This is a genomic window from Dactylosporangium sp. NPDC005555, assembly GCF_040605635.1.
Classification (GTDB): domain Bacteria; phylum Actinomycetota; class Actinomycetes; order Mycobacteriales; family Micromonosporaceae; genus Dactylosporangium.
On the sequence record NZ_JBEXDG010000030.1, the window covers coordinates 53,765 to 68,678 of the forward strand.

Genomic DNA, 14,914 nt, shown 5'->3' on the forward strand with positions numbered 1-14,914 from the left:
CGCTCGTTGTACCAGTCGGCTAGTCCCAGGTCACATCCAGGCGCACCGCCACGGCAGCGGCGGAGCGGGCCTGGGATGCTAGTAGATGCCCGAATGCCACGATTGAGGAGCTCCGCCGTGACCGAAGACACCGGCTTCGCCGAACTTGGCCTGCGGGACGAGCTGCTCAAGGCGTTGACCAACCTCGGCTACGAGGAGCCCACCCCGATCCAGCGCGAGGCGATCCCGCCGATGCTGGCCGGCCGTGACCTGCTCGGCCAGGCCGCGACCGGCACCGGCAAGACCGCCGCGTTCTCGCTGCCGCTGCTGCAGACGATCCCCTCACCCGGCGGCGACAACCCGTCCGCGCTCATCCTCGTGCCCACCCGTGAGCTGGCCGTCCAGGTGTCGGAGGCGATCCACCGTTACGGCAAGGACCTCGGCACCCGCGTCGTGCCGATCTACGGTGGCCAGCCGATCGGCCGGCAGCTGCGCGCCCTCGAGCAGGGGGTCGACGTCGTCGTCGCCACCCCCGGCCGGGCCCTGGACCACATCAGCCGTGGCACGCTGCGCCTGCACGACCTGCGCGTCGTCGTCCTCGACGAGGCCGACGAGATGCTCGACATGGGCTTCGCCGAGGACATCGAGGCGATCCTGCAGGAGACCCCCGAGGACCGGCAGACGGTGCTGTTCTCCGCCACCATGCCGCCCCGCATCGACGGGCTCGCCCGCAGCCACCTCAACAACCCCGTGCGCATCCAGATCGGGCGGGAGCCCACCGCCGCCGGCGAGACCCCGCTGGTGCGTCAGGTGGCGTACATCGTCAGCCGCGCCCACAAGTCCGCCGCTCTCGGCCGCATCCTCGACGTCGAGGCGCCCGGCGCGGCGCTCGTCTTCTGCCGCACCCGCGACGAGGTCGACCAGCTCACCGAGACGCTCAACGGTCGTGGGTATCGTGCCGAGGCCCTGCACGGCGGCATGGGCCAGGAGCAGCGCGACCGGGTCATGGCCCGCCTCCGCAACGGCACCGCCGACCTGCTCGTCGCCACCGACGTCGCCGCCCGCGGCCTCGACGTGGAGCACCTCACCCACGTCGTCAACTACGACGTGCCGTCGGCCCCCGAGTCCTACGTGCACCGCATCGGCCGGGTCGGCCGCGCCGGTCGCGAAGGCATCGCGATCACCCTCGCCGAGCCCCGCGAGCACCGCATGCTCAAGACCATCGAGCGCGTCACCAAGCAGCGCATCCTCATCGAGAAGGTCCCGACGGTCGCCGACCTGCGCGCCCGCCGCCTGGAGCTGACCCGTGCCGCCCTGCACGAGCTCCTCGTCGCCGACGAGGCCGCGCTGTCGCAGTTCCGCGTCGTCGTGGAGACCCTCAGCGACGAGTTCGACCTGATGGAGATCGCGATCGCCGCCGTCAAGATCGCGCACGACGCCGCCGGCATCGGCGAGGGCGACCAGGAGGAGATCCCCGAGATCACCCTCCGCGCGCCGCGCGAGTCCACCGGCCCGGGCGTCGGTCAGGGCCCGGCCGACCGTCCCGGCCGCCGGGTCGCCGTCCGGGACGCCGACGGCCGTGGCCGGGGCCGCGAGGCGGCTGGCCGCCGCGTCCCCGCAGGCGGCATGACCAGGCTCTTCGTCGGCGCGGGCCGCGCCGCGGGCATCCGCCCCCAGGACCTCGTCGGCGCGATCACCGGCGAGTCGAGCCTGAGCGGCCGCGACATCGGCGCCATCGAGATCACGGACCGGTTCGCCCTGGTCGAGGTCCCGGAGGGCGCCGTCGACGAGGTCATCGACACCCTGCGCCGCACCACCCTCAAGGGCCGCCGCCCCGTCGTCCGCCGCGAACGCTTCAGCGGCTGACCGGCGCCGGCCGGCACCGGTCCTCGACGCCCGCCGTGCCGGGTCAGAGGGGGAGGGTCTCGCCGGGGACGTGCAGCGTGAGGGTGGCACCAGGCGGCGGGGTGTCGAAGTCGAACGTCGACGTGACGCTGCCGCCGGGGCGGATGTCCGTGGCGCTGGTCGCACGAGGACGCAGGACGACCGGTCCGGCGGACACCGAGATGTCCGTCGCGGCGATGTGGCGCGGGGCGGTGCCCGTGTTGCTGAAGCGGACCGTGATGGTCATGTGGTCGGCGGCGAGCACGTCCACGTCCGTGACGACCGTCGCGGGCGGGCGGGGACGCGGGTCCGCGGGGCCGGCCTCGGCGAACGTCGGGGAGACGATCCCGATCACGCCCCCGATCGCGAGGCCCGCCGTGGTGGCGAGCAGGACCGCGTTGAGCGCGCCGCGATCGAATCCCATGCCGTGTCCCCTCGAAGCCTCAACCGGTGCTGGTCGTAGCGTCACACGGTGGGCTGAGGTTCAACTGTGGTGCGACTGAGGTGCCGGCCTCAGCATGTCAGCCGGACGGGGCCCGCCGCCGCCGAATCGGTGGACTTCTTGTCCTCCGAGCGCGGGCCCCACGATTCGAGCACCACGGCCGTCGACAGCTGCTCCTGCACCGCTGCGGTCCAGTTGTCGACGTCGGTCAGCCGCGGCCGGCTCCCGAGCAGCGACTTCGCTAGGCGCTCCTGGCGGTCGAGGTCGCCGGTGACCCCGCGGGTCGGGGTCACGCCGTCGTACCCGACGCACATCCGCAACCGTGGATTGTCCGCGGCGGTGTCGAGGTGGGTGAGGGCGAGCCCGTCGACGCCCCCGCAGACGTCGAGGGCGTAGCGGTGCGCGACGGCGTCGAAGTGCCCGACCCGGAACGCGCCCTGCCACGGGTTCGCGGGGTTGTTGGGATCCGAGATGGGCAGCGACGGGTCCTCCGTGACCAGCGGGCCGGCGCCGTGCCGGGTGGTGAACGTGCGCAGCACGCCGAGCCGGTAGGCGGGCTCACCGGCCAGCAGTGTCTCCGCGTTGGCGAACGTCGTCGTGCTCCAGGTGGTGTACGGGTGGAAGCCGTGCCACTCGTCCAGGAGCACCCCCTGCGCGCCCTCGAACACGCAGGGCCCCTCGATCCGCAGACCGTCCACGATGGACACCGTCGCGGCGAACGCCGCGTAGGCCTCGACGCAGGCGTCCACCGGTGGGCCGTCCACGTCGAGCGTGGCGCGCAGCCGCGTGAGCTTCGCGCGCAGGACCGTGGGCGAAAGGCAGTCGCCGACCCGCGGGGCATCGTCCACGTGCGACAGGGCGTACTCCATCGTCGCGCCGACGCCCATCCCGCACGAGCCGTGCCGGTCGGCGCCGCGAGCCAGCTCGGCCGCCCGGTTGGCCGCCCGGTGATAGGGCGTGGACAGCAGCGCGGCGCGGTCGACGGTGAGCCGCCGCCATACGTCGTGGACGCCGAGACCGATCAGGTGGTCGGCCTCGGCGGCCAGCGACAGGGGATCGACGACCATGAACCGCGACAGGTGGGTCCGCACGCCGGGCCGGAACGTGCCCGACCCGAACTGTGCGAACGTGTGCTTGCGCCCGTCGCCGAGCACGACGGTGTGCGCGGCCTGGGCGCCGCCGTTGAAGCGCACCACCGTGTGCACGTCACGCGTGGCGCAGAGGTGGTCGACGACGGTCCCCTTGCCGCAGTCCCCGTATCCGAGGTCCACCACGATGACGTGCCCCATGGTTACAGCCTTTCCACGCTGGTGGTGCCGGTCATCGTGGGCGCCGTGCCGGTCGCGACGGGCGCGCGGCCGCCGCCGATGCGGGCCAGGGCCTTGCCGACGGTCGCGGTCGCCGCCGAGCCGACCTCGCGCAGGTCCTCGAGACCCTCGTCCAGGTCGATGCTGTCCTCGCCGAGGCCGACGGTGAGCGCGATCGTCTCGCAGACCGCGTCGAGGTCGTCCAGCGAGATGACGTTCTGGCCCAGCAGGTCCTTCCAGAAGTCGAGGATCGTGGTGTTGCCGGCGTACGACGAACCGGCGGGCAGGATGTAGTACGTGTCGTACATGCGGCGGACCTCGTCGACGATGGCCCGCAGCCCGATCGGCTCACCGAGGTTGTCGCCGATGACGTCGCGGACCTCGTTCGGCTTGACCCGCGAGTAGGCCTGCTCGTCGCCGATGATGAACAGGTACCCGCGCTTGCCGCGTTTGGTCCAGCAGTCGATGTCGGTGTGCCGGGCCATGAAGTACATGGCGAGCTCGTAGGACTCGGTCATCTGCCCGCCGCCGCCACCTTCGAGCACGAAGCGGCCGAGGTCCTCGTCGAGCCGGTTGTCGGACTCGAACTGCCCGACCTGCAGCGGCACCCGGTCGCAGGTGGCGTCGCCGATCGCGCCGAACAGGATCTGCGGGTCCTTCACGTATCCCTTGCGCAGCAGCAGGCCGAGCAGCTGCGGCAGCTTCTGCTGCAGCACCCGGGGCACCGAGCCCATCGAGCCGGTCACGTCGAACATGACGGCGATGGCGACCGAGTCGGGGTGCTCGTCGGAGTCGCGGCTCTCCCGCTTGCCGACGCCCTTCGGGTCGAGTGCACTGTGGACGGTGCGGGCGCCGGAGTCGCTGTAGGCGAACGCACTGGCGCCGGTGGCGCGACGGTAGCGGTCTGCGGCGTCGTAGACGTCGGTCGACCAGATCCCACTTCCCATGGTGGTCTCCCTTGTTAGAGGACGAACGGTCGGAACTTGCGGGGGCCGTACAGGCGGTGCAGCAGGTCGTCGAGCTCGCCGAGCAGCTTCCAGGCGTCGTCGGGGCGTTGCCTCGGCGAGCTGAGCCGGCAGCCGTCGGCGAAGCGCCGCAACGCCTGCGGGGCGCGGTCGCCCATCAGGTCGGCCATGACCCGGGCGGCCATGGCCAGGTCGGTGTACGGGCCGGGGGTCTCGCGGTCGAGGACCTCGGCCGGGTAGTGGTCGCGCCGGTGCGGCACGATCGCCGGGATCCGGTCGCCGGGCTCGCTGACGCTGTAGCACCAGTCGACGAGCACGACGCCGTGGTCGTCGGGCTGGATCAGGACGTGCTCCGGGACGATCGCGCCGTGCACGACACCGGCGCGGTGCGCGAGGCCGAGCGCGGCGAGCAGCCGCCGCCACATCCACGCGGCGTCGCGCGGATCGAGCCCGTTCGGGCGGAGCCGCGCGACCTCGGCGAGGCTGTGCAAGCCTTTTGCGGAGGTCGCAATGACATTCCCTCGTCGTCTTGCTGTCCCCTCCTGGTGGCGGAAGGAGTCCACAAGCCTTGGCACGTAGGGCAGGTAGCGCGGGTCGCCCCGGTCCGCGAGCTGCCGCAGCGCGGTCGCCTCGCGAGCCATGAGGTCGTTGCACGCCGGGTCCCGCACCAGCTTCAGGTGGCCCTCGGGGACGGCGTACAGATTGGCGAGGTCACCCTCGAAGGCGAGGGCCGCGGTGGAGTAGACGCCCTCGGCGCTGCGGATCGTGCCGCGGTTGTGCCACAGCTCGCTGAGCCTGGCGAACGCCGCCGCCCCCTGCGGCCCGGCGGTGTCCGGGTGGGTGAGGCGGGCGAGCCGGCGGTAGGTGTCGGCCGGGTCGTCGCCGTCGAACAGCGCCCCGCCCCCGTTGGTGATCAGCTCGATCGCCTCGGCCGTGGTGGTCGCCGTGACCGTCATCGGACCGTCTCCTCTCGGCTGGGCATGAGCAGGGCGGGGTGCAGCAGCCGGGCGTCGCCGGCGCGGTAGAGCTTGGCCCGTGGCCCGCCCCGGGCGCCGCCGCGTTCGGTGGTCGTGTTGGTGCTCTCCACGAACCCGGGGACCGACAGCACCTTGCGGTGGAAGTTGCCGGCGTGCAGCGGCTCGCCCCACACCGTCTCGTACACCGCGCGCAGCTCGGCGATCGTGAACTCCTCGCCGACGAACTTCGTCGCGAGGGGCGTGTATTCGAGCTTCGACCTGGCTCGTTCGAGACCGTCGGCGACGATCGTGCCGTGGTCGAACGCGAGCTCGGCGGGACGCTCGTCCATCGGCACCCAGGCCGCCTCGCGGGCGTCGGTGCCGGAGACGGGGTCGGGCAGGTCCGGCGCGAACGCCACGTACGCGACCGAGAACACCCGCATCCGGGGGTCGCGGTCGGGCGTGCCGTAAGTGCCGAGCTGCTCCAGGTGCAGCCGCCGGTGTGCGGTGGCGACGCCGGTCTCCTCGGCGAGCTCCCGGGCGGCGGCGGTCGGCAGGTCCTCCCACTGGCCGACGAACCCGCCGGGCAGCGCCCACATGCCTTCGCTGGGCGGGCAGGCGCGGCGCACGAGCAGCACGTTGAGCACGCTGTCGCGGATCGTGAACGCCACGATGTCCACGGTCACCGCCACCGGCGGGTAGGCGCGCGGGTCGTAGCCGGCGAGGAAATCGGCGTCGTCCACCGTGGAGTCCTTCTCAGTTAGAGTATTTCTCGATCTGAGAACAACATACGACGGGGCGCGACGGGACGCAACGACGTTTTCGTGTCGCGTTTGCGGCAGGTGTACCGGCGGCGCTCGGTCCTCCGGCGCCGGCCTCGCGTGGCCTTCTGTCCGGCTGTTTGTCCGGCTATGCGGTCTTCTTGTCCGGCTGTGCGGTCTTCGTGGAGGTGAGGCGCTCGCGGAGGTGATGGCCGTGGGCCGCGGAGATCTGGGCCGCGACCGCTGAGCGGACGAGGTCGCTGCGGTGCCGGACGCTGCCACCGGGCCCCTCGACGAGCAGGTGCGCGTGCACGAGCCGGTCGACGGCGCCGAGCACCTCGTCCAGTTCGAGGCCGCCGGCCGCGGCGAGCTGCTCGACCCGCAGCGTGCCGAGCGCCGCGGTCAGCCGCAGCACCTCCCACGCCGCGGGTGGCATCCACCGGGTCCGCTGTCGTGCCAGGTGCATGGCGACCTGCTCACCCTGCCCGCTGCCGGGCGACACGAGTGCGGGGATCCCGCCGCTGGCGGCGAGCACGTCGACCGGCAGGTCGCCGTCGCCGAGGGGGCCGAGCCGCAGCACCAGGTCCGCGTCGAGCGCGTGCAGGGGCCGGTCCACGATGGCCGACGGGTAGCGGTACGACACCACCACCCGGGGACCGCGCTCCCGCAGCCACCGCAGCTCACTGACGGAATCCGCGTCGAGATGCTCGGCGTCGTCGACCGCGATGACACAGCCGCCCAGCCCCGCGGCGATCATGTCGAGCTCGGCGGGGCGCAGAGTGCGCCGCTCGCCCATCGCCGCGTCGAGCGCACGGTCGTCCGGCTGTCCCAGCTGGTGCAGCACCGTGCGCAGCCAGCCCAGCCGCAGCGCGCCGCCCGGCCCTGGCCCCCGCCCCAGCCCGACGCGTGCCGGCTGCTCGTCGCGCAGCCGGGCCAGGACCGCCGACTTCCCGGCCCCGGCCGGCCCGACGACGTGGACGACCCCGGGTCCTCCGGCGAGGAGCGCGAGCTCCGCCTCCCGTCCGACGAACCCGTCCCGCGGCTCGTGGCCCTCCGCCGCCGGCTCCCTGACCACGGTGAGCCTCTGAGCGGTGGTGTGCGTGGCGTTGTGGTTGACGGTGTCGGGGCGGCTGGTCGCGGCGCGGCGGTCCGCCCTGCGCCGGTCGCCGCCGCCGCGCCGCTCCACGGGCGTGCCTTCGGTGGTGCCGGCGACGGGTGGGGTGGCGGTGTGGAGCTCACCCAGGAGACGGTCACGCAGCGACGTGGTGTCGGCGGAAGGCGCGATGCCGAGATCGTCGGCGAGCGCCCGCCGGCACAGGTCGAACCAGCGCACGACCTCGTCGGCCCGCCCCAGCCCTGCCCCGGCGAGCATGGCCAGCCGGTACCCGCGCTCGGTGAACGGCTCCAGCTCCGTCGCCTCCCGGGCCAGCCGCAACGCTCTGGCCGGGTCCGCGGCGGCCGCCGGCTCGGCAAGATCGAGCAGCGCCGCGACGAGGACCGCCTTGACCTCCGCCCGCGCGGGTGCCGCCCAGTCGGCGTACTCGTCCTCGGTGAACGGCAGCTCCGGCGCCAGCTCGACGATCCGCTCCCGCACGTCGAGCTGCCCGGGCCGCCGCTCAGCGATCTTGGCCGCCGCCCGCAGCTCGGCGAGGTCGAGCCGGGCCCGGTCGGTTGCGAACACGTACCCACCGGCCCTGGTCACGATGAACGACCGCGCCGTCGGCACCCCCGGCTGCAACGCCCTGCGCAGCACCGACACGTAGTGCTCCAGCGCCGCCGTCGCGTTCCCGGGAAGGTCCGCTCCCCAGACCGCGTCGGCGAGCGCGTCCTTCGACTGGACCCGGTCGTGCCGCGCCGCGAGGACCCCCAGCACCTGCCGGGCCCGCCGCGGCAGGTCGTCCCCCGTCATCCGCCGGCCGTCACCGTCGATGATCTCGATCTGCCCCAGCACACGCACGTCCACAGCCGCCGCAATCGGCAGCCCCCGCCAGCCCTTGAGCGGTTCCCCTCACCAGCACCCGACCACCCTGAGCCCCCGGCGTCAGCAGCCTCGGGCGCGGCATGAGAGGCCGTTTCGCCGTGGCCCGCTCCTGCGGCGGCGACCCGGCGGTGCCCCGGGGCGTCCCGTGTGGCTCGAGCGGGTCGCGGCAGCGGCGTTCTGCCCGGCTTGGGCGGGGTGCTTCAGGTGGGCCACAGGCAAGCTTCAGGACGCCGTGGTTTCCTGCGGCGTATGAAGATCATGGCCAATGTCGCCCCGGTCGTCCGGTTGTCGTCGCGGATCGTGCTCGCGACGGTGCTCATCGCCGCGCTGAGTGCTGGTCTCGTCATGATGGTGGCTTCCGCGATGCGGTAGCTCCCCTCTGCGCACACAGCTCAGCTCAGGGCGAGATCCAGTCGTGCCACGATCGGCCTCGGGGCGGTCATCCGCCATGCCTCGGTGATGAGGTCGGCGAGCTCGTCCTCGTGCGCCTTGCGCAGGCGCACCTGCACCCAGCCGAACCGGCCGGACGCGTGCGATTTCTTGTAGGCGCGCGGGTCGTCCTCGACGAGGGCCGCCTGCTCCTCGCGGGACGTCTTGACCAGCATGGTCCAGTCGTCCTCGCACAGGTAGGCGAACCCCCGGTCGCGCACCCGGAAGCCGAGATGGTTGCCGTGCAGGCGTTGCTCGACCTCAGGCAGTGTCAGGACCATCCGGAGCGCCTCGTCGACGCTCACCCCGCGGCTGGTTCGGATTCCCATGCCTGTAGGTGTAACAGGAGGGTCCGACACTTTTCCGAGGATCCGATTTTCCCCATTTGATCGGATTCATGATCAAATGCGTTCCCGCAGCGTGCGGGCGTGCGCCGAAACTGTCGGGGGGCGTCGCTATGGTGACGGCCAACCGCAATCGGGGCACGGGGAGCCGCCACATGAGCACGTTCGACGTTGCGTCCTCATGGCCGCGCGACGTCCTGCCGCGACGCGGCGGCGCACCCGCCCGCACCGCCTCGGCGGCGACATGGGCCACCCGCGTCGCCACGCTGGTTGCCACGCGCCCCAGCCGGCGCTCCGCGCTCATCGGCACCGCCACTCCCGCCGACCTCAGCACCCACGGCTTCGCTCACCCCGGCGTCGGTGACGTCACCGAGCCGGCCGAGCAGGTGCTGCGCGACGTGTGGATCGCCGGGCCGGGCCAGTGGACGTGGACCGGGGACCGGCCGCACGTGTCCGGTGAGCTCGACCCCGTTACCGTGTCCGAGATCATCAGAGACCTGCGGGAGGTCATGCAGTGAGCGCCGCCGAAAGCCTGTCGCACGACGCGGCCACGGTGCAGCGGCCGCCGGCCGAGGTCCGGTATGCCGACGAGCTGGCCACACTGCGCGACACCGACAAGGGGGAGCGGCCGCCGGGGTGGGCGCTGAGCCTCACGGCCGCGCGCCGGTTCATCGTCGGTGACCCGGCCGTGGGGGTGAGCCGCAAGTTCGTCGGCGACCCGTCGCTCATCGACCGGGCGCTCGTGTCGCTCGCCACCAGCCGCGGGCTGATGCTCGTCGGCGAGCCCGGCACCGCCAAGTCGCTGCTGTCGGAGCTGCTCGCGGCCGCCGTCAGCGGGGACTCGACGCTGACCGTCCAGGGCGGCGCGGCGACGACAGAGGACCAGATCAAGTATTCGTGGAACTACGCGCTGCTCGTCGCCGAAGGGCCGAACCAGCGCTCGCTCGTGCGGGCGCCGCTGCTGCGCGGGATGGCAGAGGGCAAGGTCGTGCGGTTCGAGGAGATCACCCGCTGCCCCCTGGAGGTCCAGGACTGCATGCTGTCGCCACTGTCGGACCGGGTCCTCGCGATCCCCGAGCTGACCGGGCCCGCCGCGATGGTGTTCGCCCGCGACGGGTTCAACGTCATCGCGACCGCGAACACCCGCGACCGCGGCGTCAACGAGATGAGCGCCGCGCTGAAACGGCGGTTCAACTTCGAGACCGTGTTCCCGATCGCCGACTTCGACACCGAGCTCGCGCTCGTCGAGGCGGAGGCGGGCGCGCTGCTGCGCAGGTCCGGGGTCACCGCCGCGCCCCGCCGTGACGTGCTCGAGGTGCTCGTCACCACGTTCCGGGAGTTGCGGACCGGGCAGTCCGCGCGCGGCGACACGATGGAGCGGCTGTCGGCAGTGATGAGCACCGCCGAGGCCGTGTCCGTCGCGCACGCCGTCGGGCTGCGCGGCTGGTTCCTGCGCCGGGAGCCGGGCACCGCCGAGGACCTCGTCACGTGCCTCGCCGGCACCGCCGCGAAGGACAACACCGACGATCTCGCGAAGCTGCGCCGTTACCTGGAGCAGCAGCTGACCTGGCGGCCGGGCGCGCAGTGGAAGGCCCTGCACGCCGCCCGCCACCAGCTGCCGGGCTGACGATGGCCACGACGTTCATCGGCGTGCGGCACCACAGCCCCGCCTGCGCCAGGCTCGTCGCCGGCACGATCGCGGCGCTGCGGCCGGCACACGTGCTGGTCGAGGGTCCCGCCGACATGAACGACCGCCTCGGCGAGCTGCTCCTCGACCACGACCTGCCGGTCGCCGTGTTCAGCAGCTACCGCGACGAGGAGCGGCACTCCGGCTCGTGGGCGCCGTTCTGCGCGTACTCGCCGGAATGGGTCGCGCTGCAGGAGGGCCACCGTGCCGGCGCCGAGGTCCGCTTCATCGACCTGCCCGCATGGGACAAGGCGATGGTCGAGCGGGAGAACCGGTACGCCGACGCCGAGCAGCGGTATGCCGACGTCGTCGACCGGCTCTGCGTCGAGTTCGCCGTCGACAACGTGGACGCGCTGTGGGACCACCTCTTCGAGATCCCGCCCGACGACGGGATCGCCGAGCGGCTCGCCGTCTACTTCGACCTGATCCGCGGCGAGACCCCGGCCGGCGACGGCGACAGCAGGCGGGAGGCGTACATGGCCCGCTGGATCCGGGCGGCGGCCGCCGACGCGGGGGAGCGGCCCGTCGTCGTGGTCACCGGCGGCTTCCACCGGCCGGCCCTGATGCGCCTGCTCGACGGCGATGCCGCATGGCCTGACGTGCCAGTGCTGCCCGACGGTGATGCCGCATGGCCTGACACACCGGTGCTGCCCGACGGCGCGGTCGGCGGCAGCTACCTGGTGCCGTACTCGTTCCGCCGGCTGGACGCGTTCGACGGGTACCAGTCGGGGATGCCGTCGCCGGAGTACTACCAGCAGCTGTGGGACGGCGGGCTGCGGCACGCGGCCGGCCACCTGACGGGTGCCGTCGTCGGTCGGCTCCGGGACCGCAACCAGCGGGCCTCGACCGCCGACCTCATCGCCGCGACCGCGACCGCGGCGGGGCTGGCGCTCGTGCGCGGGCACCACCGGCCCGGCCGCACCGACGTCCTCGACGGGCTCGCCGGCGCGCTCGTCCACGACGCGCTCGACGAGCCGCTGCCCTGGTCGACCCGCGGCCGGCTGCGGGCCGGCACCCACCCGGTCGTCGTCGAGATGGTCGCCGCGCTTAGCGGCTCCCGCGTCGGCCGGCTGCACCCCTCGACCCCGCTGCCGCCGCTCGTCCACGACGCCGACGCCGACCTCGAACGGGAAGGACTCGGCGGCGAGCGCACCGTCGAGCTCCCGCTGACCACGGACGACGGCCTGCGCCGCAGCCGCCTCCTGCACCGGCTCCGGGTGCTGGGCATCCCCGGCTTCACCCGCCGCCGCGGCCCACGCACTGGCGTCGACCCCGTCCTGGCCGAGCAGTGGGACATCACCGTCCACGAGCACCGGCTGGTCGCGTTGATCGAGGCCGGCGCATACGGGGCGACCCTCGACGAAGCGGCCGCGGCCGCCCTGGCCGAACGCATCCGCGGCGCCGACGTCGCCGGACTCGCCGACGCCCTGTTCGACGCCGCGTTGTGCGGCACCGTCCGGCTGTCCGGCCGGGTGTTGCACGATCTGCGTGCCGCCGTCGGTGCCGCCGCGGACCTCGGCGCCCTGGGCAGGCTCCTCGCGGTCGTGCTGACCCTGTGGCGCCACGACCGTCTCCTCGGGACCGCCGGCAGCGCCCCCCTCGGCACCGTCATCGCCGCCGCGCAGCAGCGGGCGCTGTGGCTCGCCGAGGGCGTCCGGGGCAGCACGTCCCCGGCGGAGCCGGCCCGCATCGCCGCGGTCGTCGCCGTCCGGGACACGATGCTCCACGCGGGGCGCCGTCTCGGCCTGGACCCGGACGTCGCCCTCGCCGTGATGCGCCGCGTCGCCGCGGACCCCGGCACCCCACCCGACCTGCGCGGCGCCGCCTTCGGCTTCGGCTGGTCCGCCCCCACCTCCGCCACCGCCGCGCCCCTGTCCGGCGGTGGCGCGTCCGCCGTCCCCGGCGTCGCAGGGCCGGCGGAGTCATGCAACGACGGCACCGGCGAGCCCGGCGGCGCGTCCGCGGAGACCGGCCGCGTGCCGTTCGGGAGTGGCGATGCGTCCGTGGAGACCGGCGGTGTGCCGCCCGAGCCCGGCGATGCGTCTGCGGAGACCGGCGGTGTGCGGTTCAGGAGTGGCGGCGCGTCCGCGGAGATCGGCGGTGTGCCGTCCGAGCCCGGCGGCGCGTCCGCGGAGACCGGCGGTGGTGGGACGGCGGGTGGCAAGGTGACGGAGGCCGGCCGCGGCGGGTTCAGCGGGGCGGGCGGCGTTGCGGCGGACGATGCTGTGCGGGCGGTGCGAGGGGCGGCGGCTCCCGAAACCGTGGGGGACTGGCTGGCGGGGCTGTTCGCCGTCGCGCGGGAGGAGGTGCTGCACGCGCCGCGGGTGCTCGACGTGCTCGACGACATGGTCAGCGGGATGGGCGAGGCGGAGTTCCTGATCGCGTTGCCGGCGTTGCGGCAGGCGTTCACGTACTTCCCGCCGCGCGAACGGGAGACCGTCGCCGGGCATCTCCTCGCCCGGCGCGGGCTCGGCGGGACCGGCCGGGCGCTGCTGCGGTCCAGGGTCGCCGATCCAGCGCTCGCCGCCGCGGCGGCCGACCTGGAGGCCCGCGTCGACGCCGCCCTGACCCGCGAAGGACTGCTGACAATGACGGCCCCCGACCAGGACCCGGCCCTCGAGCAGCACACCGCTGTCGATGCCGCCCAGGACGTCGGGCAGCACGCCGCGCAAGGCGCCGGTCACGCCGCCGCGCACGAGCCCGAGCCGGGCGCCGCGCTGGACGGCGAGTCGGGTGCCGCGCTGGACGGCGAGTCGGGTGCCGCGCTGGACGGCGAGTCGGGTGCCGCGCTGGACGGCGAGTCGGGCGCCGCGCTGGACGGCGAGTCGGGTGTCGCGCTGGACGGCGTGCTCCACGTCGCGCTGGACGGCGAGTCGGGCGTCGCGCTGGACGGTGTGTCCGGCGTCGCGCTGGGTGGTGTGCCCGGCGTTGCGCTGGGTGGTGGAGAAGGCGACGCCGGGCAGGGGCATGTCGCGCGCGAGGGCGGGGTGATGGGGGAGACGGCGTTGGAGCGGTGGCGGCTCGTGCTCGGGGAGCCAGGGCAGTCCGTCCTGGCCGGCGGGCGGCTCAGCGAGGAAGGGGCGGGGCGCGACGCCGCGCTCGACTGGCTGTACGGGCGCGACGAGGACCTGGAGCGCCGCGGCATCCGCCCGCAGACCCGGCACGGCGGCGACGGTGCGTCGGTCGTGACCACCGTCGACTGGCTGGACGGGATCACGGCGCTGTTCCCGAAGGAGACGATCGAGCGGTTGCAGCGCGACGCCGTGGAGCGGTACGAGATCCATGACGTCGTCACCGACCCGGCGGTGCTGGGCAGGATCGAGCCGAACCCGACGCTGCTGAAAGCCGTGCTGCGCACGAAGCATCTGATGAACCCCGACGTGCTGCTCCTCGCGCGCAGGATCGTGGAGACGGTCGTACGGCAGCTGATGGAGAAGCTGGCGACGCAGGTGCGGCACGCGTTCTCCGGGACGCGGTCCCGCAGCGCGAGCAGGTTCAAGGTCGCGAGGAACTTCGACATCAGGCGCACGCTGCGGGCGAACCTCGGGCGGTACCGGCCGGGGGAACGCAAGGTGTACGTCGAGACGGCGTACTTCGTCGCGCGGACCCGCCGGCACCTGGACCGGTGGCAGGTGATCCTGCTCGTCGACCAGTCGGGCTCGATGACGGGCAGCGTCATCCACTCGGCCGTCACGGCGGCGTGCCTGTGGGGGCTGCCGGGCGTGAAGACGCACCTGGTCGCGTTCGACACCGCGGTCGTCGACCTGACCTCGGACGTCGACGATCCGGTGGAGCTGCTCATGAAGGTTCAGCTCGGCGGCGGCACCGACATCGCGAAGGCCGTCGAGTACGGGGCCGGACTGATCGAGCAGCCGAGGCGCGCGATCGTGGTGCTGATCAGCGACCTGTACGAGGGGACCGGCGGCGAAGGGCGGCTCGTCCACCTGGTGCGGGAGCTCACGGCGCAAGGGTCGAAGGTGCTGTGCCTGGCGGCGCTCGACGAGGACGCCGACCCCGCCTTCGACCGCGACATGGGCGGCCGCCTCGCCGACGCCGGCGCCTCCGTGGGCGCGATGACCCCGGGGCAACTGGCGGAGTTCGTGGCCGAACAGGTGGGCAGATGAAGCGCCGAACAGGTGGGCAGACGATGCGCCGGGCAGGTGGGTGGATGAGCGCCGA

12 protein-coding genes are annotated in these 14,914 nt (G+C 73.4%); 5 read left to right on the forward strand and 7 right to left on the reverse strand.

Going from position 1 to position 14,914, the window contains the following annotated elements; translation table 11 throughout:
• The first annotated feature begins 117 nt into the window (after nt 1-117).
• Nucleotides 118-1,845 (forward strand): DEAD/DEAH box helicase, encoded by a 1,728-nt coding sequence (locus ABZS58_RS29750; RefSeq protein ID WP_354786527.1) that lies wholly within the window; start codon nt 118-120, stop codon nt 1,843-1,845.
• Between the two features lie 43 nt (nt 1,846-1,888).
• Here the strand turns inward: ABZS58_RS29750 and ABZS58_RS29755 are convergent, their stop codons facing one another.
• The 6 genes from ABZS58_RS29755 to ABZS58_RS29780 form a co-directional block, all read right to left on the reverse strand.
• Complete coding sequence (locus ABZS58_RS29755; protein ID WP_354786528.1) at nt 1,889-2,287, reverse strand: hypothetical protein; 399 nt, start codon at nt 2,285-2,287, stop codon at nt 1,889-1,891.
• Between the two features lie 89 nt (nt 2,288-2,376).
• Entirely contained in the window at nt 2,377-3,594 is a 1,218-nt protein-coding gene (locus ABZS58_RS29760; protein WP_354786529.1) for an adenylosuccinate synthetase, read from the reverse strand.
• A gap of 2 nt (nt 3,595-3,596) precedes the next feature.
• Complete coding sequence (locus ABZS58_RS29765) at nt 3,597-4,559, reverse strand: hypothetical protein (protein WP_354786530.1); 963 nt, start codon at nt 4,557-4,559, stop codon at nt 3,597-3,599.
• Nucleotides 4,560-4,573: 14 nt separating this feature from the next.
• The gene (locus tag ABZS58_RS29770; RefSeq protein WP_354786531.1) at nt 4,574-5,533 is read right to left on the reverse strand and encodes a serine/threonine protein kinase; all 960 of its coding nucleotides are present in this window, start codon (nt 5,531-5,533) and stop codon (nt 4,574-4,576) included.
• On the reverse strand, nt 5,530-6,276 hold the full coding sequence (locus ABZS58_RS29775) for an NUDIX domain-containing protein (RefSeq protein WP_354786532.1): 747 nt from the start codon (nt 6,274-6,276) through the stop codon (nt 5,530-5,532). The genes ABZS58_RS29770 and ABZS58_RS29775 overlap by 4 nt, the downstream gene beginning before the upstream one ends.
• Nucleotides 6,277-6,442: 166 nt before the next feature.
• Nucleotides 6,443-8,251, reverse strand: coding sequence for a BTAD domain-containing putative transcriptional regulator (locus ABZS58_RS29780; RefSeq protein WP_354786533.1), 1,809 nt, complete (start codon nt 8,249-8,251; stop codon nt 6,443-6,445).
• A gap of 273 nt (nt 8,252-8,524) precedes the next feature.
• Between ABZS58_RS29780 and ABZS58_RS29785 the strand changes: the two genes are divergently transcribed.
• The gene (locus ABZS58_RS29785) at nt 8,525-8,647 is read left to right on the forward strand and encodes a hypothetical protein (RefSeq protein WP_354786534.1); all 123 of its coding nucleotides are present in this window, start codon (nt 8,525-8,527) and stop codon (nt 8,645-8,647) included.
• Between the two features lie 20 nt (nt 8,648-8,667).
• Here ABZS58_RS29785 and ABZS58_RS29790 read toward each other — a convergent pair whose 3' ends face one another.
• Nucleotides 8,668-9,033, reverse strand: a complete 366-nt coding sequence (locus tag ABZS58_RS29790; protein ID WP_354786535.1) for an MmcQ/YjbR family DNA-binding protein — start codon at nt 9,031-9,033, stop codon at nt 8,668-8,670.
• A gap of 170 nt (nt 9,034-9,203) precedes the next feature.
• On the opposite strand from ABZS58_RS29790, the gene ABZS58_RS29795 reads away from it, so the two are divergent.
• From ABZS58_RS29795 to ABZS58_RS29805, 3 genes are read left to right on the forward strand one after another with little or no spacing between them, the layout of a single operon-like run.
• Nucleotides 9,204-9,566 carry a hypothetical protein gene (locus ABZS58_RS29795; protein WP_354786536.1) on the forward strand — a complete coding sequence of 121 codons (363 nt, stop codon included), beginning with the start codon at nt 9,204-9,206 and terminating at the stop codon, nt 9,564-9,566.
• On the forward strand, nt 9,563-10,675 hold the full coding sequence (locus tag ABZS58_RS29800) for an AAA family ATPase (protein WP_354786537.1): 1,113 nt from the start codon (nt 9,563-9,565) through the stop codon (nt 10,673-10,675). Before ABZS58_RS29795 ends, ABZS58_RS29800 begins: the two co-directional genes overlap by 4 nt.
• A gap of 2 nt (nt 10,676-10,677) precedes the next feature.
• Complete coding sequence (locus ABZS58_RS29805; RefSeq protein ID WP_354786538.1) at nt 10,678-14,859, forward strand: DUF5682 family protein; 4,182 nt, start codon at nt 10,678-10,680, stop codon at nt 14,857-14,859.
• Nucleotides 14,860-14,914: the final 55 nt, after the last annotated feature.

Bases quoted from the DNA above. Each gene is read 5' to 3' on its own strand.
- ABZS58_RS29755 (WP_354786528.1), bottom strand. From the start codon at position 2,287: ATGGGATTCGATCGCGGCGCGCTCAACGCGGTCCTGCTCGCCACCACG.
- ABZS58_RS29770 (WP_354786531.1), bottom strand. From the start codon at position 5,533: ATGACGGTCACGGCGACCACCACGGCCGAGGCGATCGAGCTGATCACC.
- ABZS58_RS29795 (WP_354786536.1), top strand. From the start codon at position 9,204: ATGAGCACGTTCGACGTTGCGTCCTCATGGCCGCGCGACGTCCTGCCG.
- ABZS58_RS29785 (WP_354786534.1), top strand. From the start codon at position 8,525: ATGAAGATCATGGCCAATGTCGCCCCGGTCGTCCGGTTGTCGTCGCGG.
- ABZS58_RS29760 (WP_354786529.1), bottom strand. From the start codon at position 3,594: ATGGGGCACGTCATCGTGGTGGACCTCGGATACGGGGACTGCGGCAAG.
- ABZS58_RS29790 (WP_354786535.1), bottom strand. From the start codon at position 9,033: ATGGGAATCCGAACCAGCCGCGGGGTGAGCGTCGACGAGGCGCTCCGG.
- ABZS58_RS29805 (WP_354786538.1), top strand. From the start codon at position 10,678: ATGGCCACGACGTTCATCGGCGTGCGGCACCACAGCCCCGCCTGCGCC.
- ABZS58_RS29765 (WP_354786530.1), bottom strand. From the start codon at position 4,559: ATGGGAAGTGGGATCTGGTCGACCGACGTCTACGACGCCGCAGACCGC.